Genomic DNA, 24,607 nt, shown 5'->3' with positions numbered 1-24,607 from the left:
CTTAACCTAATATTAGGTCGTTTGGCCTAATGTTAGTATAATTGGGGCAAATGCACTAAAATAAATTACTGGCAATCAACTTCTAACAAAGCATTGCAGGTATTTTCCCTTCCAAAAGGGGCAATGCCTAAATGGGTAATCTCCCGAAGGAAAACGAAGAATTTCCAGATTCCGGTTTGGCCAGAAGGTAAAAAAGGCTGGTGAAATCCTGATGGAATTGGATTTTCCTGTTTCGTGGATTATGGTTTAGAATTAGAAAGAATGGACCAGGACTTAAATTTCAAATGATGGCAACAACATACCACAACACCTCCTAAAAAAAGCTGCAGGTCGAAATCTCCCTTAAGCATTGGGATAAGAAATATGCCTGCAAAAAAGCAAAATACAATCAATAATTATAAACCTAACATACAAAATTATGCTAGCAAATTTACAAAAGTCGATTTGGCTGTTGGCCAGGTATCTCATTTATGGCTTTGGGATGCTATTGCTGATGTTTCAGATAGTAATGGCAACCGGTTTCAAAGAAAAAGATCTTGCCTTTAACGCGCATTCCGAAAGCATGGTGGCTGAGGATGCTCCCATACAAGGCAAAGTAATGGACGAGGAAGGGAACGCCATTCCGGGGGCAGCCATCCTGGTAAAGGGAACTTCCACAGGAACTTCCACAGATATTGACGGAAACTTTAGTCTTGACGTACCCGATGGAGCGGTATTAGTGGTTTCTTTTTTGGGTTTTGTCACTCAGGAAATCGAAGTGGGGAATCGAACGGATTTGGAAATCACGCTCACCGAAGACATTGCTCAAATGGATGAAGTGGTTGTGGTTGGTTTTGGTACCCAAAAGAAATCGCACCTTACCGCAGCGGTAGAACAAATTGGAAGTGAATTGATCGAAAACAGACCCATTAACAGGTTATCCGAAGCCCTTCAGGGCGCTGTGGCCGGCTTGTATGTGACCCCGGTAAATGGTGGCCCTGCGCAAGAGTCAAATTTCAACATTCGCGGGTATACGGGATTTGGCCAGAAAGGCGGACCTCTTGTTTTAGTGGACGGAATCGAGCGAACCATGAGCGATGTAAATCCAAACGATGTTGAATCGGTTACGGTGCTGAAAGATGCTGCTGCTTCTGCCATTTATGGTTCAAGAGCTCCTTCAGGAGTTATTCTAATTACCACTAAATCAGGTTCAAAAGGAGAAAAAATACAGGTCAATTACAGCGGTAATTACAGTATTGGATCGCCCATAGGAATGCCCCAATGGGCCAATTCCTGGGAATATGCAGAAAAAATAAATGAGCAATATAGAAACTCATTACAAGCACCTATTTATACCGAAGAGGCCATCCAAAGAATGAGGGATTATGGTGCAGGATTAATCCCCAATAACATAGTAACCGAAAATGGCACCTATGGTGCACACTGGGACATGAATGGCAACAGTGACTGGTTTGATATCATGTATAAAAGTGTAGTTCCAAGTCAACAACACAATGCCAGCGTTTCAGGAGGAAGCAACAATACTGGGTATTATGTGGGACTTGGATACAACGAATCTATGGGTCTCATTAAAGGATCCGATGACAGACTGAACCGGTACAATGCGCTCTTAAAAGTAAATTCAGACGTTACAGATTGGCTTAGCCTCCGGATGAGCATGAATTATGTACGGACAGATGAAAAAGCGCCCAATTATCGGGGAGGGGGACCAAATTACGGTGACATTTGGCAGAATGCATCCGCATCACTTCCCAATTGGAATGATTTAAATCCAAATGGAAGCCCTTCTTTTTTAAGTAGTGGGCCCTCATTGCGCGGGGAAGGTGGAACCCAAACCAATCAAAGAAACGAAACCACGCTTACGGGTGGGTTTACCGTAAAACCATTTAAAGGGCTTGACATTCGGGGAAATTATACCTGGAGGAACCTTACTTCCCACCTTGAGCGCAACACATTTGTGATTTTTGTGGAAGAGGCAGATGGAAGCATCCGAAACTCCGCAAGGTCTGCACAACAAAGTAGTGTAATCCGGCAAATGAATTTTACCAATTACCACACAGCGGATATCGTAGCCGATTACAATAAGCAGATTGGAAAACACTCCATAAATGCATTGGTAGGTTACCAGGAAGAATACAACAATTTTGCCCGTTTAGCCGGTGTAGGTAGGGATCTGTATACCAATTCGGTTCCCAGTATCAGTACCACCTTCAACCCAAATCCAACTGTGAATGACATGTTAACCCATTGGGCTACACAGGGTGTCTTTGGCAGGATGGCATACAACTATGCTGAAAAATACTTTATCGAATTTAATGGCCGCTATGATGCGCATTCAAAATTTCCGGCAGACATAAGGTGGTCCTTTTTCCCCTCCGTTTCCGGAGCATGGAATATAGCAAAAGAAAATTTCTGGTCTGTCAATAAAGTAGATGCCTTCAAAATAAGAGCCGCCTACACCTCTTCCGGCGACCCTGGATCTGGTAATTACCTGTACCTTCCAACCATGGGTACCGGTATAGGAAATGGGGATGTACTGCTTGGCGGAGTGAAACCAAACATGGTCTTTATGCCACCATTGGTAAGTTCCGATTTAACCTGGTCCTCACCTCAAACACTTGGATTTGGTCTTGATGTAGTGGCTATAGAAAACAGGCTCGAGTTGACTTACGATTGGTACCAACGTACCATTTATAATCAACCAGGCCCTGCTAAAATTTTACCCCAAACCATTGGAACCGGTTTGCCAAGTATCAATAACGCAGTTAGTGAGACCAGAGGCTGGGAGTTTTCGATGAAGTGGAGAAATACGGGCAGGTTAGCCGGCAGACCATTTAATTATTCTGCAAGATTTAACATTGCCGATTATATAGGTTATGTGGTAGAATACGACGAAAACATCAATGGTCAAAGAAATGGTACCTGGACTCCAGGCGAGGTATTTGGACAGATATGGATGTACGAGTCCAATGGTGTGGCACAAAATATAGCCGATGTGGAAGCAAACGTCCCTCAGGGAGGCGGTTGGTACTACCCGGGAGATCTGATGATGAAAGATTTAAATGGCGATGGGCAGATCAATGCAGGAGAAGGAGGCAGGTGGTATGCACGTGGTGACCAGGTCATGGCCGGCTATAACTATGGGCGTTACCGATATGGTATGAATTTGCAAGCCAACTGGAATGGCATTGACCTTTCGGTAACCTTTACGGGTGTACCAAAATGGATTACCTATACCAACAACTTCCACGTCATTCCGGCAGGGATAAATATCTGGAATTCAAAATGGTTTACAAGCCACAGGGAGTTAGGTACATGGTCTCCCGAAACACCGGACAATTATTTCCCCAGACATTCCTTCAAAACCTATGGGGCAAACGACCAATATGTAGAAAACCTGGCCCATCTCAGGGTTCAGAATTTACGCCTTGGCTACAACCTTCCTCAAACACTGCTGGAAAAGGTAAAGATGAGAAAGGTGTATGTCTATACAAGTGCTGAAAACCTGGGAATGATCTATTACAAGTCAAATTTCAGGTATGAACCTGAAATATTGTCCAGATACGGTGGAAATGGTTATCCTCCACAGCGTCAAATTTCTTTTGGTGTGAACATAGGTATTTAATATAATAAAATTAACTATGAAATTTAATCTGAAATATATAAGGACATTGCTAATCCTATTTACAATGTCATTTTATAGCTGCGTAGAGGATTTTCTGGAAAGATATCCCTTAGATGCAATGACTGATGCCACCTACTTTACCTCCCCAAATGATTTAAAGGTAATGGCAAATGGCTTTTACAGACTTTTACCGAGATACCATTTTCAGGGACAGGGCAATGGAGCCCAGAACAATTTCTTAGATGCCAATACCGACATTCAGGTGGGCACCGGTCCTTCCGGCTTTTTGTTCCAAAGAGGGGCTTCAGGCCAGGCACCTGCAACAGATGGTAGCTGGAATGGCAATTTTAATTGGATAAGACAAATTAATTATTTGATAAATAACGCCAGACGTGTTGATGCAAGTGCCGAAGCAAACCAATATACGGGAGAAGCATTCTTCTTCAGGGCCTGGGTCTATTTGAACATGTTGGAGCGGTATGGAGATGTTCCCATTTACACAGAAGTACTGGATACGGATAGTGAAAGATTGTACAAAGCAAGAGATTCCCGGTATGATGTGGCTAAATTTATCATTCAGGACCTGGACTCTGCTATTGCAAACATGGGCTGGAAAAATTCCACTTTCGCAACTCCGGGACGGGTAACAAAAGAAGCTGCCCTCGTGATGAAAGCACGGACGGCTTTATTCGAAGGCAGCTGGGAGCGTTACCATGGATCGAAAAACACCCCATTTGCGGTCGAAGGCAGGGATGGAAGTGAATTTTTACAAATGGTTGAACCTACCATACAGGAATTGATTGACCATCAAGGCACCAATTTGTTTACCAATGGAGGCCCCTTTAATGAGGCTTATAATCAACTGTTTTCCCAACAGGATGCGGCTTCATCTGCCGGCGTATTTCTATATCGCATCTACGATGTGAATGAAATAGTGGGACATAATTTCTACGATTTGGTAGTAGATAATGCGCAGGCGTTAACCTGGAAACTGGTTGGCAGTTACCTGGATAAAGAGGGGATTCCGCAAGAACTATCTGCCTTGCCCTTAGATTATGCAAGTTTGAATAATCTGGGTGAGAACCTGGATCCGCGCTTCAGACAGTCTATCTGGACTCCTGACAGAGGACCTCACCAGCAAATTGAAGGTTATGGATCAACACCGACTCCGCTGCCTTTAAGGTATCCGCAGCTCAACAATGTGTTCTCGGCAAACTATACCTCAACGGGACTTCGCAGGTGGAAAGGAGCTATTTTAGATAACAATGAATGGCGAAATGGCTCAACCGATGAGGTATTGATACGTTATGCAGAAGGATTATTGGCGCTGGCAGAAGCAAAAGCCATATTGGGTACGATCAATCAAGGAGATCTGGACAAAACAGTGAATCTACTTCGTGAGAGGGTAGGTATGGCTCCCATGTCATTGGCTGACATTAATTCCTGGCCTGTTACTTATTCGGCAGAAAATGGCTTTGAGCCTTCCGAGCCAAATATTGTAAATGAGATTCGGAGAGAACGGTTAGTAGAACTTGCTTTTGAAGGACATCGGCAAAATGACTTGAAAAGGTGGGCCGTCTTTCATGAGGTAATCAATGATTGGAAACCTAAGGGTGCTCATTATCAGGAATTTGTTGATTATTATAATGATCCATCCAGGCTAGAAGCAGACGGTGTTAATCCTGGCAATACGGGTATTTGGGCCTTGACGATGGGCGAAGATTTTGATATCTTCAGTGATGGGCACATTAATCCATTTTTCCGAAATCCAGATTTTAGATCTTCTGGAGAGGGCTTCTTCATTGAACCGGGCCGGGTCTATTTATCCCCTATTCCTAGAAATGAAATTGAAGTATATAGCGATGCGGGATATGAATTGACACAAAATCCCGGATGGTTCTAAATTAATTGACTTTCAAAAAATGAATGATATGAAAAAGAATATTTTAATCCTATATATCCTGGTAATTGCAGGGGCACTATCTGCCTGCGAACCCAGGATTGACTTTGATGAAGGACAGTGGGGAGACACTGCCTTTATCACCAATGTAAATATATTTACCTTACAAGCAGATGAGCATGAGCTTCAGGAATATTATGAGAATGAAGAGTTGACACCGGCGCGCAGAAGACTCATTATTTCAACCGGAAATGCGGTGATTGAAGATGAAAATTTCACTGCAACAGTTACCGTACCAGCGGCTGCTGATCTTAGCAGGGCAGGGATCATTATTAACCATCAAAGCATGCGGGTAGAACCTGTTGGGCTTTCGCCGGTTGCTGGTATTATTACCGATTTATCCGATAGAGAATTTATTTACAAGCTTGTTTCAGCCGATGGAACAACACACGATTGGGTGATCAGGATTGTGGAAGGACAATAAGTCCTGAAATTTAAAATAAGTACTCAAATAAAAAACAATTCAAGCAGTCAAGTGTATCTTGGCTGCTTGATTTATGCTTGGCATTCAAATTATTGCCGAATAGAAAAATATACAACTACACAAAATCCACAGATTTAATTGCCCTAAAGATAACCTATGAATACCCTTAAAATAGCACTGTTTTTTTTACTGCTTCCCTCCTGGCTTGCTGCCCAGGAAACCGTTGATCTTTTTATCTGGGCCGGACAATCCAATGCGCAGGGATATATGGGTGATGCAACGGAATACCCAAAAGATGAGGAAGCATTGGATAATGACATTTTATTAAACTACACTGTATCTGGCAAAGAAAGTTCGAATGGTGATTGGATACCCATGCAAGCCCAAAAAGGGAGGTTTCCTTCCGGCCATTTTGGCCCGGAAGTGAGCTTTGCCAGGGAATTGAAAAAAGCCGGCTACCATCCTGCCATTTTCAAATATACCCGGGGTGGAACCGGGCTGAAAAGGGATTGGAAATCACCAGGAGAAGGGGGCATTTATGATGCCATGGTCGCAGATTTAAAAAAAGCCGTCGAAAATCTGGAGAAGAGTGGGCATCAGGTTAACATCAGGGGCTTTATTTGGATACAGGGTGAAACGGATGCCGGAGATGATGAAGCAGCCAAGAATTATGAAAAAAATTTAAGCCAACTGATCGCCCATTTGCGGTCTGAAGTTGTGAAAAACGATGCCCTTAAGGTTATTTTGGGAGTAGATGAACAACACTATTTTGTGGCGGAGCGGCCAATTGTTCTTGAAGCCCAGCAAAAAATTGCTCAAAGGGATACAAATATTATCTATACGACCATGCATGGCCTGCCAAAAGCGGATGTTACTCATCTGACACCTACCGGACTTGTCACACATGGCCATCGAATCTACAGGGCATACACGATTGCAGTAAGCAGCAGTAAGAATGATCTGGTCAGAACATCTTTTGCAGCTCATTGGCAATATGTAGGCCAGGCTGTAGCTGAACCGGGATATGCGGTATGGGGCACCTCTCCAGTCAAGGGAGATGATGGAAAAACACACCTGTTTGCCGCACGCTGGCCTGGAAGCAGGGTGGATCCGGGTTGGCGTTCCCACAGTGAGATTGCCCATTATGTGGGTGAAAATCCGGAGGGTCCGTTTGTTTTTTCGGATATAGCACTGAAAGGGAGCGGCAGTGATACCTGGGACAGGTATGGGATGCATAACCCGACAATCCACAAAATAAACGGTCAATATGTCCTTTTGTACATTGCAAATGACAATTACAAACAGCCTCCACATCCTTCCAATCAAAAGATAGGGATGGCACTATCAGATACCCCATATGGTCCCTGGAAAAAAGTGAACGGGGATGGATTATTGCTGGACGTTCCCGCAGACCCCGATTATTGGAACCATAATGCTAGCAATGGTGTCAACAACCCAGCCCTTCTGCAGCACCCGAACGGAGGATTTTACCTCTATTTCAAGTCTGAAAAAGCCAGGATGGGGATGGCTGTTTCAGAAAATTTAACAGGACCTTATGTACAAATGCCTTTTCCGGTTACAAATAACGACCAGGCCATTGAGGATGGGTATGCTTTTATGATGGACAATCTGTTTTGTCTACTTACGACAGACAATCATGGACTTATAGAAAAAGGTGGAGGCATACTCTGGCAATCCAAAGATGGAATAAAATTCGAAAAAAGAGCGCAAGGTTTCTATCCCGTCGAAGCCTACCTGGGCAGCGAAAAACTGGCCAATGCGATCAACCATTATGCTGGTGACATCATCAAATTTGAACGCCCCCAATTATTGATGAAAGAAGGAAAGCCCTGCTACCTGTATGTCGCCTCAGGATACAACTGGTTTGGCGGAGAGGCACCCGTTAGTTATATTTTTAAATACAGGGAGGACCAATAGATGATTTAGAATATCTTTAAGCGTATTGATTCAGGAATTCGAAGAAAAAATAATTAACAATGAAAAATATTTGTTACAGCTACAAATACCTGCTACTGCCATTGCTATTTTGGTCCAATTCAATTATTGCCCAGGATGCAGCCGACTATCTCAACAACATTGAATTTACGTTTAAAGATGTCGCCGGCATCGGCTACGAAAAGGGGGTGACTCGCAGAGATCCCAGCGATGTGATGAAAGTAGACCAGACGTATTATGTGTATTACACCAAAATACCTGATGCCCAGCCGGAATATTGGGGAGCTGGATACTGGGGAGCAAGCGTTTGGTGCGCCAAATCTGAGGATGAGGGATTTACCTGGACAGAGGTAGGTCAAATGTTGGACGTAGGAGAAAATGGAAAATGGGATTCACAAGCCGTTTTTACGCCAAACATATTTTTCGCAGATGGTAAATACTACCTGTATTATACCGGGGTAAAGCCAACACCGGGAAACCCCAATGGCGAGTTTGAGAACAACAATATCAGTGACATTACAGCGATCGGTGTGGCGGTAGCTGACTCTCCCACCGGACCTTTCAAGCGAATAAACGAGGAACCCATTCTGAAAGTAAGCGTGGAGCCTGAAAAATTTGATAGTTACCGGGTGGATGATGCCTCCTTGCTATACCGAAATGGTTTGTACTGGATGTATTACAAAGGCCGATCCTTACTTGGCGGACAGGGCGGGCCGGCGCACACCTGTATGGGCGTGGCCTATGCTAAATATCCGGAAGGGCCATACACCAAATTCGGAAAAGAAATACTCGAAAGGAGCCATGAAGTATTCATCTGGCCTCAGGGTACCGGTGTTGGTGCCTTTGCTTCCTTATCGGAAACATTTGAATATGCCCCTGATGGAATTGATTTTATGTCAAACAAACTTAATGCAAAGGTAAAAGAACGTGCGGTTGCCCCGGGAGGTTTTCGGCCTGATATAACCGATCCTGTGGTTGTAGGAGAAGGATTAAAATGGGGTATATCCATGATTCCAAACAAACACGAATGTTACCTGGTACGATTCGAATTAACCTCAAAATAAAAAAATGCAAATAAAAAGATTTATGAAATTGAGATCGATAATGGTAATCTGCTTTTTAATCTATGGATTAAAAAGTTGGGGACAGGCCGAAGTCCCCATTCCGACCCAAGCCCAGCTAGACTGGCAAAATGCTGAACTCGTGGCCGTTTTCCATTATGATCTACATGTCTTTGACGGGAAGCCCTACAACCAGGCAAAAAACAGGATTACCCCTATTCCTGATTACAACATCTTTAATCCCGTTAACCTGGATACTGACCAGTGGGTCAAAGCTGCCAAAGATGCCGGCTTTAAGATGGCCATCTTAACGGCCACCCATGAAACAGGCTTTGCGCTCTACCAAAGCGATGTCAATCCCTATTCATTGAAAGCAGTAAAGTGGAGAGAAGGCAAAGGAGATATTGTACGCGACTTTGTAAATTCCTGTCGCAAATACGGTATTGCCCCTGGCATTTACATCGGGATCCGTTGGAATTCCTTTTTTGGAGTACATGATTTCAAAGTGAATGGGGATAACGAATTTGCAAAAAACAGACAGGCCTATTACAATAAAATGTGTGAGGGAATGGTAGAAGAATTGACCTCCCGTTATGGTGACCTGGCCATTATTTGGTTTGATGGAGGAGCACATGGCCCTGAAAAGGGAGGACCGGACGTGCTGTCCATTTTTGAAAAGAACCAACCTAATGGTATATTCTACCACAATACCCAACGCGCAGATATCCGCTGGGGAGGAAGTGAAAGCGGTACGGTCCCCTACCCCAGTTGGGGTACGTTTCCCTTCCCTTTCTCGCATGCTGCCAATCAGGAAGTGGTTCTTAAAAATAATTTCCAACTACTTAAGGAGGGGGACCCAGACGGCAAACATTACATGCCCGCCATGAGTGATGCTCCTTTGCGTGGATACAATGGAGGGCACGAGTGGTTTTGGGAGCCGGATGATGAGCTACATATCTATCCACTTGAAAACCTTATGGACATGTACTACAGGAGTGTAGGACACAATACCTCCTTGATTATGGGATTAACACCGGATGCCAGGGGCTTGTTGCCCCAGGCAGATGTACAACGTTTGAAGGATTGGGGAGATGAAATAAAAAGAAGATTTAGCACGCCTCTGGCAGAAACTTCAGGAAGCGGCAAAAAACTGACCCTTAAATTAAAAAAAAGGACCCCCATCAACCACATCGTTTTGCAGGAAGACATTGCCCAGGGCGAAAGAGTCAGGGAATTTGTCTTAGAGGGTAAAACTAAAAATGGTTGGCAAACCATTTTTGAGGGTTCAGTTATCGGGCACAAGTTTATCCACAATTTTGATGAAATGGAAGTGGACGCAGTAAGGCTCAAAATCCTTGAATCAAAAGGGGAGTCCTCGATCCGGAATTTTAAAATATTTCACATAAATGAATAACCCTATGAATCGGAATGAGACATGTATCACATCCTTTTACCTTTGCGGTCTCGCATTGATCCTGTTTTTTGCTTTGGGTGGATTTACAAATAAAAAAATTAAAATTGCCTGTGTCGGAGATAGCATTACCTTCGGTGCCCGACTGGATGATCCGGACCAATACTCCTATCCTGCCCAATTGCAAGCATTACTGGGCGAGAAATATGCTGTAGAAAATTTTGGGGTGGGTGGCTGTACCCTTATCAGAAAAGGGATCCCCACCGTTTGGAACGAATTACCAAAAATAAAGGCGGCAAACCCCGACATAATTATCATCAGTCTTGGCACCAACGATACCTGCGGCATGGGCACCTGCGGGGACCGAAAGTGCTGGGAATACAAGGATGAATTCGAAAGCGATTATCGTGATCTTGTTGATGAATTATCAAAATTATCCTCCAGGCCACAAATTTACCTGTGCGCTCCATCACCAATGGTGCTGGAAACTCCCGGCCTCGATAGTGAACGCATAGCCGGACTAACTACCCGAAAGCCCAGGCTTCAGGAACTGATTGGCATGACAAAAAGCGTTGCAGCCGAGAAAAACGTCCATTTTATCGACCTGAATGCGCCGTTGGATCACCGACCGGAACTGTTTACAGAAAGTGATGGGGTGCACCCAAATAAGGAGGGGTACAAAGCCATTGCCGAACTGGTATTCCAGAAATTAGGAAATGAAATTAATTTCTAAGGTGATTTCAGGTCAAGTACATCTCAAACCGGTTAAATCACCAAACAAACAATATACTGTAGAAGCTATGGTGAGGCAGTCCCGATTTACCGGAGATTACCAGGGGTTCCACCGCACAAAACCCTTTTAAGCCTACCGATGAAGGTTTTAAGAGTAAATTAGGCCCAACTCATGTTACCAGGAAATGATTGCAATTATATATAAAAAAAGAAAACAATGCGTAATCGAGTGATACTCTCTTTAAGTTTATTTTTTGTGTTTTGCTTACAGGCAGGCGCACAACAACAGGTACCGGTTCCAAGTCCCGCACAATTGCAATGGCAGCAGGCTGAACTGACTGCATTGGTTTGCTGGGACATGCATGTATTTGATGGTGAATTTTATGTGCAGCCAAAAGCAAGAATTACCCCGGTAGAAGATTATAACACATTCAATCCACAAAAGTATGATATGGACCAGTGGATCAGGTCCTTAAAAGATGCCGGATTCAAAATCGCCATTTTTACCGTAAGCCATGAGACCGGCTTCTTCTTTCACCAAAGCAACGCTACTCCCTATTCCATGAAAGCCTTGAAATGGCAGGATGGAGAAGGAGACATCCTTCGGGATTTCAAAGCAGCTTGTGAAAAATACGATATACTCCCTGGAGTATATATCGGCACACGCTGGAACGCTTATTATGGCGTTTATGACTTTAAGGTCCAGGGCGAAAATGAATTTGGACGCAACAGACAGGAGCACTATAATGGAATGATTGAAAAAATCGTTACTGAAATATTTACCAATTACGGTGATTGGGCAATTGTCTGGTTTGACGGGGGGGCACACGGACCCGAACAAGGGGGCCCGGATGTATTATCCATTTTTGAACAACATCAACCCAACAGTATTTTTTATCACAACCTCCAACGGGCGGATATTCGCTGGGGTGGAAGTGAAACCGGAACAGTACCCTATCCTAGCTGGGGGACTTTTCCCTACCCGGCAATTGGTGCCGGTGAAAGTGCCAAAAAGGAAATTGGAGCCAATAATTTTGAGCTTTTAAAAACCGGAGACCCCAACGGCAGCTTTTACATGCCTGCCATGAGCGATGCCCCATTACGAGGACATGGCGGCCACGATTGGTTTTGGGAGCCAAATCGTGAGCATATTATTTATCCGCTTGAAAACCTGGTGAAAATGTATTATAACTCAGTAGGTCACAATTCAACATTGATCCTGGGGGTGACGCCCAATGCGGATGGCTTGATGCCGGAGCCTGATGTAAAACGCCTAAAAGAATTTGGAGATGAAATCGAACGGCGATTTTCCAGTCCCCTGGCCCGGATTTCAGGTAGGGGAAAAAACATTTCCCTTAACCTGGAAAAATCGCAAGCGATTGACCATATTGTATTGCAAGAAGACATATCGAAAGGCGAACTGGTACGCGAATTTATACTGGAGGCCGAAATAAATGGTAAGTGGGCTGAGGTTTATAGGGGCTCTTCCATTGGCCATAAGCACATCGTAACAATAGATCCGGTACATACGGATAAAATTCGGTTTGTGGCCAGGTCATCCAAAGGTGAGCCCCGGCTAAAATCCTTGTCAGTCTACAAAATTGATCCTCCACAGTAATATGGTTAAACACTTGCTCCGGTACGCATTTCTATTGGTACTGTTCCCATCTGTTGGCCACTCACAGGCTGCACCTGCAGGAGATGAGCCAACAAACATTCTTTTTATTCTGGTGGATGATTTGGGTTATCATGATCTGGGCTACACCGGGAGCCGTTTTTATGAAACGCCACATATTGACAAACTTGCCAATGAAGGTATGGTATTCACCCAAGCCTATGCCGCCAGCCCCATTTGTTCTCCCTCCAGGGCAGCCATCATGACGGGAAAGTACCCTGCCAGATTAAAACTTACCGACTATATCCCCGGAAACCGGCATTATGGGCCCCATCCGGACCAAAAACTCGCAGCGCATCCCTTCAAGCTATTTCTCGATCCCAAAGAAACTACCTTAGCCGAGGCCTTTAAATCAAATGGATATGCCACCTTTTTTGCCGGAAAATGGCATTTGGGCGAGAAAAAGATGCATTATCCGGAAAATCATGGTTTTGATATCAATAAGGGAGGAAACCATACCGGACATCCTGCTGGTGGTTATTTTTCACCCTATAATAACCCCCAATTACCTGATGGACCGGAAGGAGAGTACCTGACGGATCGGCTAACGGATGAAACCATAACGTTTATTACACAAAAAAGGGAGCAACCGTTTTTTGCCTTCCTTTCTTATTATACGGTTCATTTGCCACTGGAGGGAAAACCGGAAAAAGTAGAAAAATACAGGGAAAAGCGCAATGCCATGCAATACAAGGGGGAAGGATATGAGCAGCAAGATGAAACCTATATCAAAAAGCAGCAGGATAATCCCTCTTATGCAGCCATGGTAGAAAGCCTGGACGAAAATATCGGAAGGCTGATGCAGGCCCTTTCCCTATCCGGGCTTGACCGCAATACTCTGGTTATCTTTACTTCCGATAACGGAGGCATGGCCACCAGCAATATCATGGACCAAATACCAACGTCCAATGCACCCTTAAGGACAGGAAAGGGCTATCTGCATGAAGGAGGCCTTGGTGTTCCCCTGATTTTCCGATGGCCTGGCAACATTAAGCCAGGTAGCAAGAGCAATGAACCTGTAACCGGAACCGATCTATTTCCCACACTGCTTGAAATGGCAGGCCTGTCCCTTTTACCTGAACAACACAGCGATGGGATTAGCCTGAAACCTCTTTTAGGAGGGAAATCGATGGCGGAAAAGCCCTTATTTTGGTATTTTCCCCATTACAGTGGCGGGCTTGGCGGAAGACCTGCTGCAGCTATCCGGGTGGGGGATTATAAACTAATCCATAATTTTGAGTGCAATAGCAACGAATTGTATCATATAAAAAGGGATAGGGAGGAAAATGCTGACATGGCTGAGCAACTCCCGAAGAAAAGAGCCCGATTAAATAAAAAATTGCAAAATTGGCTGGGGGAAATGGGGGTACAATTGCCCTATCCCAATCCATCTTATCAACCCGAAAAAAAATGAAAATAAGAGAACTATCTGGCAATATCCTGGCATTCACCCTTCTTTGTTTGTTTGCAACAGCATCTTGTACCGGCAAGGAAAAAAAACAGCCATTGCCCTATTACATGGAGCTCAGTTTCCCCAATCTGGCCCAGAGCTGGGATGAGGGCATTCCACTGGGCAATGCTATGCTGGGCGCACTCATCTGGCAAAAGGAAGGGAAGCTGAGGTTTTCACTTGACAGGGCAGATCTTTGGGATCAGAGAGAAATGAAAAACCTGGACTTTGAAAACCATGATTTCAACTGGGTGAAAAAACAATGGGAAGACAAGCAATATGGGGCAGTACAGAGACAATATGACCTTCCGTATGACACCCTTGCCGGACCTTCAAAAATCCCGGGAGCTGCACTTGAATTTGATATTTCCCAATTGGGTGAAATAGCATCCGTCAAACTGGATCTTCAAAAAGCGAGCAGTGAAATCCGATGGAAAAACGGCACCCTATTGAAGACCTTTGTACATGCCACCGAACCGGTTGGTTGGTATCGTTTTGAAAACCTCAAAGTTGACCTGTTACCAGAAATGGTGCCCCCTCCTTACGTAGGAGCCGGACCATCAGAAGCCCTGGACCCGGTCAGTGGACAAGACCTGCGAAGGTTGGGCTATCCCGCTGGAACGCTTTCCGAAGAAGAAAATACCATTACCTATGAACAGGAAGGATGGGATGGGTTCCGTTTCCAGGTGAATACGAGATGGGAAGAAAATGGAAACCAACTGGAGGGTAGCTGGAGTATTAGCTCCGGAAAGAAAGGTCAGGAGCCATCCAAATTGGCCGAAAAGGTTACCGAAAAGGCTTTTAACAAGGGCATGGAGAATTATCAGGAGAGTCATGTGGCCTGGTGGGATTCTTACTGGCAGCAGTCCTCTATAACACTTCCCGATTCACTTTTGCAGCAGCAGTATTACATGGACATGTATAAACTGGGGGCTGCCGCCAGACAAGGGGCACCACCCATTTCGCTTCAAAGCGTCTGGACTGCGGACAATGGTAAATTACCTCCCTGGAAAGGTGATTTCCACCATGACCTCAATACCCAATTGAGCTATTGGCCTACCTATAAGGGCAACCACCTGAGCCTTGAAAAAGGATTTTTGGACTGGCTCAATCAACACAAACCCACCTTTAAAAAATACACCAGAGAATATTTTGACAGCAATGGGCTAAATGTACCCGGGGTAACCACCCTGGAAGGCGACCCCATGGGGGGCTGGATACAATATGCTTTTGGACCTACGGTAAGCGCCTGGCTGGGACATCATTATTACCTGCATTGGCGGTATTCCATGGACCGGGAATTTCTAAAAAACGAGGCCTATCCATGGATCAGAGAAGTCGCCATTTTTTTAAGGGATCTTTCTGTAATGGATAAAGATGGAAAAAGAAAACTTCCCTTGTCTTCCAGTCCGGAAATCCATAATAATGAAGCACGGGCATGGTTTGATCAAATGACCAATTATGATCTGGCCCTTGTCCGTTGGACCTATACCACAGCAAGCGAACTCGCTTTGGAACTTGACAATCCGGATGAGGCGGAAGAATGGAATACCATATTGGCCGAATGGCCGGATTATGCCATTGACGAGACTGGACTAATGGTGGCTCCCGGCGAACCTTTAAAAGAGTCACACAGGCACTTTTCCCAGATCATGGCGATTCATCCCCTTAGCCTGATAGATCCGTCCAATGAGGAAAAAGACCGTGAAATCATCGACAATACCATTGACAGGTTAGACGAATTGGGCTCCTCCTACTGGACCGGCTATTCCTTTGCCTGGCTGGGCAATTTAAAAGCAAGGGCTTATGATGGTAACGGTGCAGCAAAGGCATTGAGAGATTTTGCCTCCTCCTTTGTATTGCCCAACAGTTTCCATGTCAACGGAGACCAATCAGGAACCGGCAAGTCGAATTTCACCTACCGTCCTTTTACACTGGAGGGCAACTTTGCCTTTGCAGCAGGCATACAGGAAATGTTGATTCAGAGCCATGCTGGATTTGTCAAGCTTTTTCCTGCAATTCCGGAGGATTGGAAATCGGTAAGGTTTGAAAAACTCCGGACTGAAGGAGCGTTTCTGGTTTCTGCAGAAAGAATTGAAGGAAAAGTTGAAGAAGTCATCATTTACTCGGAAGCAGGGGGAGTTATACCATTGATCAACCCCTTTCCAGATAAAGCTATTGAAGTTCAGGGCAATGCGGATATTCAGTGGGAAGAAAACACCCTGCTCATATCCATGCTTGCCGGAACGGAAATCAGCTTGAAATTAAAATAATGCCAAAAGGAAGCAAAGGTGTAAAGGGTTCTGGAAGGAAAAAGGGTCCTTTGCACCCTTCAGATTGAAAATAAAAATATTGCTCCTTCAGGTGAAGGAGCTACTTTTATCCTTATGCGGGAAAGTAAGAACCGTAAAATTTAGTGTAAGTACTTGAGTTTTTTTACTTTTGTCCTCAAGGTTAACCCTACACCGGTTTAGCAGTTAAAATGACAAAAAAGAGCAAAACAAATACCAAGCAGCGAATCATGGATACTGCCGTAGACCTTTTCAATAAAGATGGGGTTCAAAGCATTACCAGCAGGCATATTGCCAAAGAGATGGGTATAAGTTATGGCAACCTTGACTACCATTTTAAAAACAAGGAAGTACTTTTGCTGGCCATATACAAGCAAATGAGGGCCGAAATGTCCGATTCCTACAAGGCCGCTGATCCTGCTACAGGGAGTTTTGATCAAATCCACCGGCTGCTGCTTCATTTGGAATCCTTTCAATATAAATTCCGGTTTTTTAACCTGGATGTATTGGAAATTTCCCGTTCCTACCCAAAAATCAACCGACTCCTGAAAAACACCCTAAGGATCCGGAAACAACAAATGTCAGACCTGTTTAAACGGGCTATTGAAGATGGCTATTTTATCAAAAGCACGGAAGATCACATCGAACAACTGCTTTTGTCCATCAGGATCATTATTACCTTCTGGCTTTCACAGGAGGAATTGCTTTCCAATGCCAAATCTAAAAAAAACAGCAGCGGCATGTCGGACAATATCTGGAAATTGCTTTTTCCTTATATGACGGAAAAAGGACAACTTTTATACCAGGAGCTGGTGGATGGTTCAAAGGTGTAGTGCAAAGAAACATTCTTATAAACCTTCTTCAGATTTATTGAATGATCAAAAATCCCGAAAAACAGCGGTGATGATTGGTGCTTTCCGGAAAGAGTCAGGAATTCTTGTCCGCTTGCGCACATTTTTGTTCGAATTACTTTCGTGAATGAATGGCAACATTACATTTTCAGCAAAAATGCAGGGTTTTGGACTGGCATGGAAGTGGAACAAGTTAGCTCTGAAATAAAACCGTAAATTGACCTGAAATGGAGTTTTATTTAGGGGACTAAAGCATTAACATTAGGCATCATGTGGAAAAATTATTTTAAAATCGCCTGGAGAAACATCAGCAGAAGTAAGCGATATGCATTTATAAACATTGCCGGACTGGGGATCGGCATGGCCGCTTCTATTCTCATACTTATCTGGGTGCAGTTTGAGATGTCTGTCGACCGCTTTCATGAAAATTCCAATCGGATATATGCTGTCTGGAGAAATGCAACCATGCAAGGCCAGGTATCAACCTGGGACTATACACCAGCTCCCTATGCCCCAGCCATGAAAGCGCAGTTTCCCGAGGTGGAAGAAGTAGCCAGGATCACAGAATGGGACCAGCAACTCTTAACTGTGGGTGAAAATAATTTTTACGAAGAAGCCACATTTACTGATCCCGGTTTTTTTAAAATATTTAGTTTCGAAACACTTGAAGGAGATCCGGTCGCTGCTTTGGCCGAACCGGGAAATATCGTTTTGACAGCCTCGGTGGCCAGAAAGCTCTTTGGGGAGGATACAGCTTTAGGCCAAAGAGTCTCGGTAGCCAAGCAACTGGATTTTGAAGTAAAAGCTGTAATCAGGGATTTGCCGGAAAATACCGATTTCCCATTTACTGTTTTTTTACCTTTCAAGAAGCTGGAAGCCATGGGCTGGGCAGATGATTATTGGGGCAATAATTCCTACCGGACCTTTGCCTTATTAAATGAGCATGCTGATCCCGCTTCATTCAATCAGAAGTTTGCGGACTTCACTGCCAGCAACTCCGACCTGGAAGACATTTCTGATTTTCTTTTTCCTATTCGTGATCTTCACCTTTATTCCAAATTCGAAAATGGAAAGTCTGTAGGGGGAAAAATCGAAATGATCCGGATGTTTGGCATCGTCTCCATCATTGTATTGGTACTTGCAGCGATTAACTTTGTGAATCTGAGTACCGCCCAAAGTGACCAACGGTCCAAAGAAGTGGGGATCCGGAAGATCTCCGGTGCAGGCAAAGGCATGTTAATTGGCCAATTTCTTGCCGAATCTGTATTCATTGCATTCACCGCTTATTTGCTGGCCATCACCATTGTATCCCTTTCTTTTCCCTGGTTTAAGGGTTTGGTGGGCCAGGAATTGCCCAACCCATTTACCCAACCCTACTTTTGGGGGATTTCTGCCTTTTATATTTTCGTGACAGGGGTACTGGCAGGTAGCTATCCGGCATTTTTGTTAAGTGCTTACCATCCCACAGCAGTTTTTAAATCCCAAATGAAAACAAGGAGTAACTTTGGATGGAATGCTCGCGAGGTTTTGGTAGTTTTTCAGTTTGCCGTTGTGGTCACCCTGATATCCTGTGTGTGGATTGTGCAGGATCAGATGAGGTTTGTCCAGAACAGAGATTTGGGATTGGATAAGGAGAATCTGATTTTTCATCCGGTAACCCAAAGTATAAGAAAGAATAAAGCGGCACTTCGTCTTGAATTGCTGGCCCTTCCGGAGGTAGCCGAGGTCAGCTATACCTTTTCTCCCTTAACCAATATTTACAGCGACACAGATGGAATGGAATGGCAAGGCAAAGACCCGGAATACAAGCCAAATATCAGTCGCATGGGAACAGATGCAAACCTGGTGAAAACAGCCGGAATGGAATTGATCGCGGGAAGGGATATTGATATTTATTCCTATGCCAGTGATAGCCTTTCGGCAATCGTCAATGAAAAAGCGGTTGAGGTGATGGGGTTTGAGGACCCCATAGGTCAGGTGGTCAAGGATGATGCCTATTTCTTTACCATTGTGGGCGTAGTAAAGGATTTTATTGTGGAATCTCCCTTTGATGAAGTATCTCCGATCATGGTAATGGGGCCCAAACGCGACCTGAATTTCATCCATATTCGTTTTGAAGAAGCAGCTGATTATTTGAATTCGCTTGCCAGTGTAGAGACCATTTTCAATAAATTCAATCCCGATTCCCCTTTTGAATACCGATTTGTAGATCAGGAGCATGCCCGCAAATTCATATCCCAGGAGCGTACCGCCAGGCTGACATCCTTGTTTACAGGCCTGGCCGGGATAATATCCTGTATGGGGCTTTTTGGATTGGCAACCTATATAGCAGACCGGCGAAAAAAGGAAATCTCTGTTAGGAAAGTAATGGGTGCATCAATTGGCAGTGTGGTGGCGTTGATCTCTTCTGAATTCACCAAACTGGTGCTAATCTCCGTGATCATAGGCATCCCGCTTACCTGGTATTTTATGAGCGACTGGCTGGAGACATTTGCTTACAGGACTACCATTGATTGGTCCTTGTTTTTATGGACCGGTGGCTTGACACTTTTGATTGCCTTATTGACAGTAAGCGCCCAGGCGATCAAAGCAGGACTGGCCAATCCAGCTGAGACGCTGAAAAGTGAGTAGTTGGATGATTTATGAGTTCTGATTTAGGATTGGAGAATGAGAGATCAGAGATCGGGTGAGTTGGAGATATGGTGATGGATAATGGAGAGATGGGTGCAACTGAAAATTAATGCCTGAGTTAGTCAACAATCATAACTACTATTAGCATGTTAGAAAACTACTTTAAAATCGCCTTTCGCTACCTCTGGCAAACCAAAATAAGTTCTCTCATCCATATAGGAGGGCTGTCTGCAGCCATGGCCGCTGCTGTACTGATTCTTCTCTGGAGCCAAAATGAGCTGCGCTTTGATACTTATCATCCCGATACCGACCGTATATATTTGCGGGCAGATATTGACACCATCAAGTCGGAATACACATTTAATGGCTTTTCATCTTACCCTATTTACGAGGCCATTCAGCAAACTATTCCTGAAATAGAACAAATAACAACTGCGGGCACCGACCTGAGCAGAAAAGTTATAGAAATTAATGGGCAATCCTTTAAAGAGTCGAATGGGCTGATCGTTGGCAGGGACTGGATAGACATGTTCGACTATAAGGTCTACCAGGGAAGCCTGGATTATTTTTTCAATCATCCCCGTACGGTTATCCTTACCAGGTCCAAATCCGCCCAATATTTTGGAGACCTGCCCCCCTTACAACAAACCCTATACATCGATTCTATACCCTATACCATTGCTGCAATTATCGAGGACATTCCCGCCAATTCCTCTTTCCAGCAGGACGTCCTTGTTTCAAATTCCATTTATAAAGAAACCAAGGGGGGTATTGAAAACACAGCATCATGGGGCATATTTTCACAAATTTTGATTTTAAAGTTACACCCGGGCGCATCACTTGAGGAAGCGGAGAAAAAAATAGCGGAAATCATAGCCAGTAATAGGCCACCATGGATGGCAGATTCTCCCAGGCGAACAAAATTGGTGGCACTGAAAGATTTACATTTTGAAAAAGGGCTTCTGGATCAAATCATTCCCCATGGAAACACCCTCAATCTTTGGGTTTTTTCTATTCTTGCCGTTTTACTGCTTGCGGTAGCCAGTGTCAATTTTGTCAACCTGTCCATTGCAAGGATTGGTAGCCGGATAAAGGAAATCGGGATACGGAAAACAGTGGGTGCCTCTAAACAGCACCTATTTATCCAGGCAATGGTGGAAACCTTTCTTTCCATCACCATGGCTTCAGGGCTTACCTTGTTACTGGTTTCCTTGTTGCTTCCTGAATTCAATGCATTTGTAGAAAGAAACCTTGTGCTCAACCTGATGGACCATCATGTATTGTTGTTAATTTTTGGGGTGGTTGCATTGGTTTTTATCATGACCAGCCTCTATCCCGCAATGGTACTAGCTACATTGAAGCCTATAGGTTTGTTAAAAAACCAGGTTTTGACAGGGATAAGCCGGCAGCATTTCCGAAAGGGGCTGGTAACCGGCCAACTTATTTTTACCATAGTAATGCTCATTGGAATCGTTACGGTCCACCATCAATTTACATTCATTCAGCAGCAAACCGATCATTACCAAAAGGAACAGGTATTCAGGTTACATGTGCCCTTGCCTTTGGGGTTCGGGTTTGGTGACGTTGAGGCAAAGGAACGCCACAGGAGCCGGGTCAATAGCATTAAAGCCCGGTTGCTGGCAAATAGTGCCATCCAGACTGTTTCCCAGGTAAATGGTACTTCCATCCTGGATGACAAAAGGAATCAGCCTGTTGAGATTTCCTGGTCAGGCTATCCCAAACCAACAGAACCAACTGATGCCGTTATTATCTGGGCGGATGAAGATTATGCTGCATTGGCAAACCTGACCCTGGTTTCGGGTCGCTGGTTTGAAGCGGAAAATACCGTAGACCTCAACAATCTTATCATTAATGAAACAGCTGTTAAAATTTTTGGGCTTCAGGAACCTGTTGTGGGTACTTCATTTTCTACTATATCATACCGAACAGGGTCGGAAGAAACCGGAAGAATAATTGGGATAGTCAAAGACTATCATCACAAGAGTCTTCATGAACAAATCGATCCCATTGTTTTTTCCCTTGATCCATATGGGGCCTCCTCTTATTTGGTGAAGGTAAATGCAGGTGCAGCACCTCAAGCCCTGGATCACGCCAAAAAAGTTTGGAAGGAATTTACCCCGGAGCATCCTTTCAGATATACTTTCCTCGATGAAGAATTTGACCGCTTGTACAAAGATGACCGGAAGGCTTTGACCCTGAGCCTGGTATTTGGCGGACTGAGTATTCTGCTTTCCAGCCTGGGGCTGCTTGGAATGATATCCGTATCCATACAGCAACGTACCAAGGAAATTGGTATTCGCAAGGTGATGGGGGCGAATGTCACAGGTATCCTGACCCTTTTCAGCAAGGATTTCGTGAAATTGGTACTGATCGCATTTGCCATAGCCAGTCCAATTGCCTGGTATGGCATGAACCGCTGGTTGGAAAACTTTGCTTACAGAATTGAATTGGACTGGTGGATATTTGCCGGGGCAGCAGTGATTACCTTGCTGATCGCAGTCCTCATCGTAAGCTCACAAACCCTGAAAGCCGCCCTTAAAAATCCTGTTGAGTCCTTACGCACCGAGTAGGTACATTAGGACGAAAACCTGACGTAGTCAGGGTTGAGTCAGTCCGAACGGAGTGAAGAGAGACAAAAAAATTTTATATCAATAAATTTGGGTCAAAAAATCTCTTGGATGAAATACAGGAAGTGAAGGCGAAGAAAACATATAGTCTTTGGTATTTCTGGTGATGAAATAATCCGAACCAGAATGAAGTGCCGTATAATATTGAAGTGCATCTTCTTTGTCCTTGAATTGAGATGCCAAAGCTTCCATCAAAACAGGTTTACCGGCAATAACTATATTACAGGCACCCATAAAATGCAATAGTCTTGAAGACGCTTTCTGTAATTTATATATGTCATATGACAGATAAATAAGGTTTGCTACACTACTTTCAGCAATTTGAAGTGCCAGTTGATCTTTAGCTGCCAATTCAAGCAGTTTAGCTGCATCTGCGAAATGGGGAACTCTTTTTGAAATAATATCAAAAGCCACATCCGTATCCAGAAATACATTAGGCAAACTTCCTTTTAACATGCGATTTAATTAATGCTTTATCATCTTTCGTTGGTATACTGCCGGAATTTTCAAGCAGTTGAAGCAATCGCTCTGCTGCCCTTTGTTGCTCAGTCTTTATTTCGTAGGATCCCTCTTCTTCAAAAATCTCCTCAAACATCCGGGAAAGGGAAATCCCTCGACTTTTGGCTCTCCTTTTTGCTGCATCTATGATGCTTTTGTTTACGGTTAAAGTCAATTTCGTTTTCATAGTAAATAGATATGTACGTGTAAATGTAAATATACGTATTTTTGTGTAGCTGTTGAAATTCCGGAGTTTAAAGTTCCAAAATTGAATCTTGTTCGGGGCAGGTGGAGTGATCAGGGAACCTGAATGTGATAGTAACAGCTTACTGGTTGAGGGTTAAGAAGAATTCGTATTATTTTGCATCATCTTTCATGTTAATATTCAATTAATTATATTTAGGTATGGAAAAAAAGGTTAGCAAATCTCTGCTGAAAGAACCCGATTTGAGCTACGGGAACTATACCTATGCGGATTACCTGACCTGGGATATGGAGGAGATGGTCGAACTGATCAAAGGAAAAGTATTCAAAAAAGCCGCCGCAGCTCCAAAGAGAATTCATCAAAGTTTGGCTGGAACCCTTTATACGGAATTTCATCTGTTTTTGAAAGGTAAAAAATGCCAGGCCTATATTGCTCCCTTTGATGTCCGGCTTCCGGTAAATTCAAAAAAAGACGATAAAATTTTCACGGTTGTACAGCCGGATATCTGTGTGGTATGTGATATGGAAAAGCTGGACGACAGGGGTTGCATCGGTGCCCCTGACCTGGTGGTGGAAGTCCTTTCACCAGGCAACAAACAGCTGGAACTCCAAAATAAGTACGAGGTTTATGAAACATCCGGAGTAAAAGAATATTGGTTGATGGATCCCGAAGGACAGACCCTCCTGATATACCGGTTGATTCAGGGCCACTATCAGCCAACTCGCCTGATGACTTTAGGGGATACCGCAATATCCTCGGCTATCCCAGGATTTGAGTTGGATTTGGAGGCATTTTTCGCTGAAATCAATTGATTTATTTTTCTTTAGACATGCTGAACTCTCTGTTAAAAGAGGGCCATATTGTATTTTCCATTTTATGCGTTTTTATTTTGATTTTTAAGATCACATGCCAGCCTTTCGGCCAGCAGGGAATCTCGGATGGTTAATCAGCATCCCAATATGGGACGTTCTGCCTCATGTCTGAGACGGGCTCGATTTCCCCTATCAAAATTAATTCTTAAAGGTAAATTTTGGGATCGTTTCAGTTAATTTGCCCGAAAACGGACGGTTTTGTCCGAATTGATTTTCTATAACTTGGTAGAATTTAGCATTCCAGCCGTTTTAGTACTTTTTTCGATGGCACAGATGTAGCAGATCTGTTTATATTGGAAGAAATTGACCTATCCTGT

Annotated in this window: 16 protein-coding genes; 14 read left to right on the top strand and 2 right to left on the bottom strand. The window is 44.0% G+C overall.

Annotation, left to right across the window (positions count from 1 at the left end; genetic code table 11):
* Positions 1-418: 418 nt before the first annotated feature.
* The 13 genes from HUJ21_RS10140 to HUJ21_RS10080 all read left to right on the top strand — a co-directional run bounded on the left by HUJ21_RS10140 (position 419) and on the right by HUJ21_RS10080 (position 22,658).
* Positions 419-3,625: a TonB-dependent receptor gene (locus HUJ21_RS10140; protein WP_291369369.1), complete on the top strand. Its 3,207-nt coding sequence runs from the start codon at positions 419-421 to the stop codon at positions 3,623-3,625.
* A gap of 64 nt (positions 3,626-3,689) precedes the next feature.
* Positions 3,690-5,528 (top strand): RagB/SusD family nutrient uptake outer membrane protein, encoded by a 1,839-nt coding sequence (locus tag HUJ21_RS10135; RefSeq protein WP_291369367.1) that lies wholly within the window; start codon positions 3,690-3,692, stop codon positions 5,526-5,528.
* Between the two features lie 28 nt (positions 5,529-5,556).
* On the top strand, positions 5,557-6,009 hold the full coding sequence (locus HUJ21_RS10130; RefSeq protein ID WP_291369365.1) for a hypothetical protein: 453 nt from the start codon (positions 5,557-5,559) through the stop codon (positions 6,007-6,009).
* A gap of 156 nt (positions 6,010-6,165) precedes the next feature.
* Positions 6,166-7,947, top strand: coding sequence for a sialate O-acetylesterase (locus tag HUJ21_RS10125; protein ID WP_291369363.1), 1,782 nt, complete (start codon positions 6,166-6,168; stop codon positions 7,945-7,947).
* Between the two features lie 59 nt (positions 7,948-8,006).
* Positions 8,007-9,029: a family 43 glycosylhydrolase gene (locus HUJ21_RS10120; protein ID WP_291369361.1), complete on the top strand. Its 1,023-nt coding sequence runs from the start codon at positions 8,007-8,009 to the stop codon at positions 9,027-9,029.
* 22 nt (positions 9,030-9,051) lie between these two features.
* Entirely contained in the window at positions 9,052-10,440 is a 1,389-nt protein-coding gene (locus tag HUJ21_RS10115) for an alpha-L-fucosidase (RefSeq protein ID WP_291369359.1), read from the top strand.
* Positions 10,433-11,170 carry a GDSL-type esterase/lipase family protein gene (locus HUJ21_RS10110; RefSeq protein WP_291369357.1) on the top strand — a complete coding sequence of 246 codons (738 nt, stop codon included), beginning with the start codon at positions 10,433-10,435 and terminating at the stop codon, positions 11,168-11,170. Before HUJ21_RS10115 ends, HUJ21_RS10110 begins: the two co-directional genes overlap by 8 nt.
* 216 nt (positions 11,171-11,386) lie before the next feature.
* Positions 11,387-12,787 (top strand): alpha-L-fucosidase, encoded by a 1,401-nt coding sequence (locus HUJ21_RS10105; protein WP_291369355.1) that lies wholly within the window; start codon positions 11,387-11,389, stop codon positions 12,785-12,787.
* A gap of 1 nt (position 12,788) precedes the next feature.
* Positions 12,789-14,258, top strand: coding sequence for a sulfatase (locus HUJ21_RS10100; RefSeq protein WP_291369353.1), 1,470 nt, complete (start codon positions 12,789-12,791; stop codon positions 14,256-14,258).
* Complete coding sequence (locus HUJ21_RS10095) at positions 14,255-16,567, top strand: glycoside hydrolase family 95-like protein (protein WP_291369351.1); 2,313 nt, start codon at positions 14,255-14,257, stop codon at positions 16,565-16,567. Before HUJ21_RS10100 ends, HUJ21_RS10095 begins: the two co-directional genes overlap by 4 nt.
* A 209-nt stretch (positions 16,568-16,776) precedes the next feature.
* Positions 16,777-17,418, top strand: a complete 642-nt coding sequence (locus HUJ21_RS10090; protein WP_291369349.1) for a TetR/AcrR family transcriptional regulator — start codon at positions 16,777-16,779, stop codon at positions 17,416-17,418.
* Positions 17,419-17,706: 288 nt separating this feature from the next.
* Positions 17,707-20,067 (top strand): ABC transporter permease, encoded by a 2,361-nt coding sequence (locus tag HUJ21_RS10085; RefSeq protein ID WP_291369347.1) that lies wholly within the window; start codon positions 17,707-17,709, stop codon positions 20,065-20,067.
* A 146-nt stretch (positions 20,068-20,213) separates the two neighbouring features.
* Positions 20,214-22,658 carry an ABC transporter permease gene (locus tag HUJ21_RS10080; RefSeq protein WP_291369345.1) on the top strand — a complete coding sequence of 815 codons (2,445 nt, stop codon included), beginning with the start codon at positions 20,214-20,216 and terminating at the stop codon, positions 22,656-22,658.
* A 78-nt stretch (positions 22,659-22,736) separates the two neighbouring features.
* Here the strand turns inward: HUJ21_RS10080 and HUJ21_RS10075 are convergent, their stop codons facing one another.
* Together HUJ21_RS10075 and HUJ21_RS10070 are read right to left on the bottom strand one after the other, a co-directional pair.
* The gene (locus HUJ21_RS10075; protein WP_291369343.1) at positions 22,737-23,171 is read right to left on the bottom strand and encodes a PIN domain-containing protein; all 435 of its coding nucleotides are present in this window, start codon (positions 23,169-23,171) and stop codon (positions 22,737-22,739) included.
* Positions 23,149-23,400: a DUF6364 family protein gene (locus tag HUJ21_RS10070; RefSeq protein WP_291369341.1), complete on the bottom strand. Its 252-nt coding sequence runs from the start codon at positions 23,398-23,400 to the stop codon at positions 23,149-23,151. The genes HUJ21_RS10075 and HUJ21_RS10070 overlap by 23 nt, the downstream gene beginning before the upstream one ends.
* Positions 23,401-23,618: 218 nt before the next feature.
* Between HUJ21_RS10070 and HUJ21_RS10065 the strand changes: the two genes are divergently transcribed.
* Positions 23,619-24,230: a Uma2 family endonuclease gene (locus HUJ21_RS10065; protein ID WP_291369339.1), complete on the top strand. Its 612-nt coding sequence runs from the start codon at positions 23,619-23,621 to the stop codon at positions 24,228-24,230.
* Positions 24,231-24,607: the final 377 nt, after the last annotated feature.

Source organism: Cyclobacterium sp., from assembly GCF_014762705.1.
Classification (GTDB): Bacteria; Bacteroidota; Bacteroidia; order Cytophagales; family Cyclobacteriaceae; genus Cyclobacterium.
The sequence above is the reverse complement of the archived record's forward strand: the minus strand, read 5'-3'. Positions and strand labels throughout refer to the sequence as shown.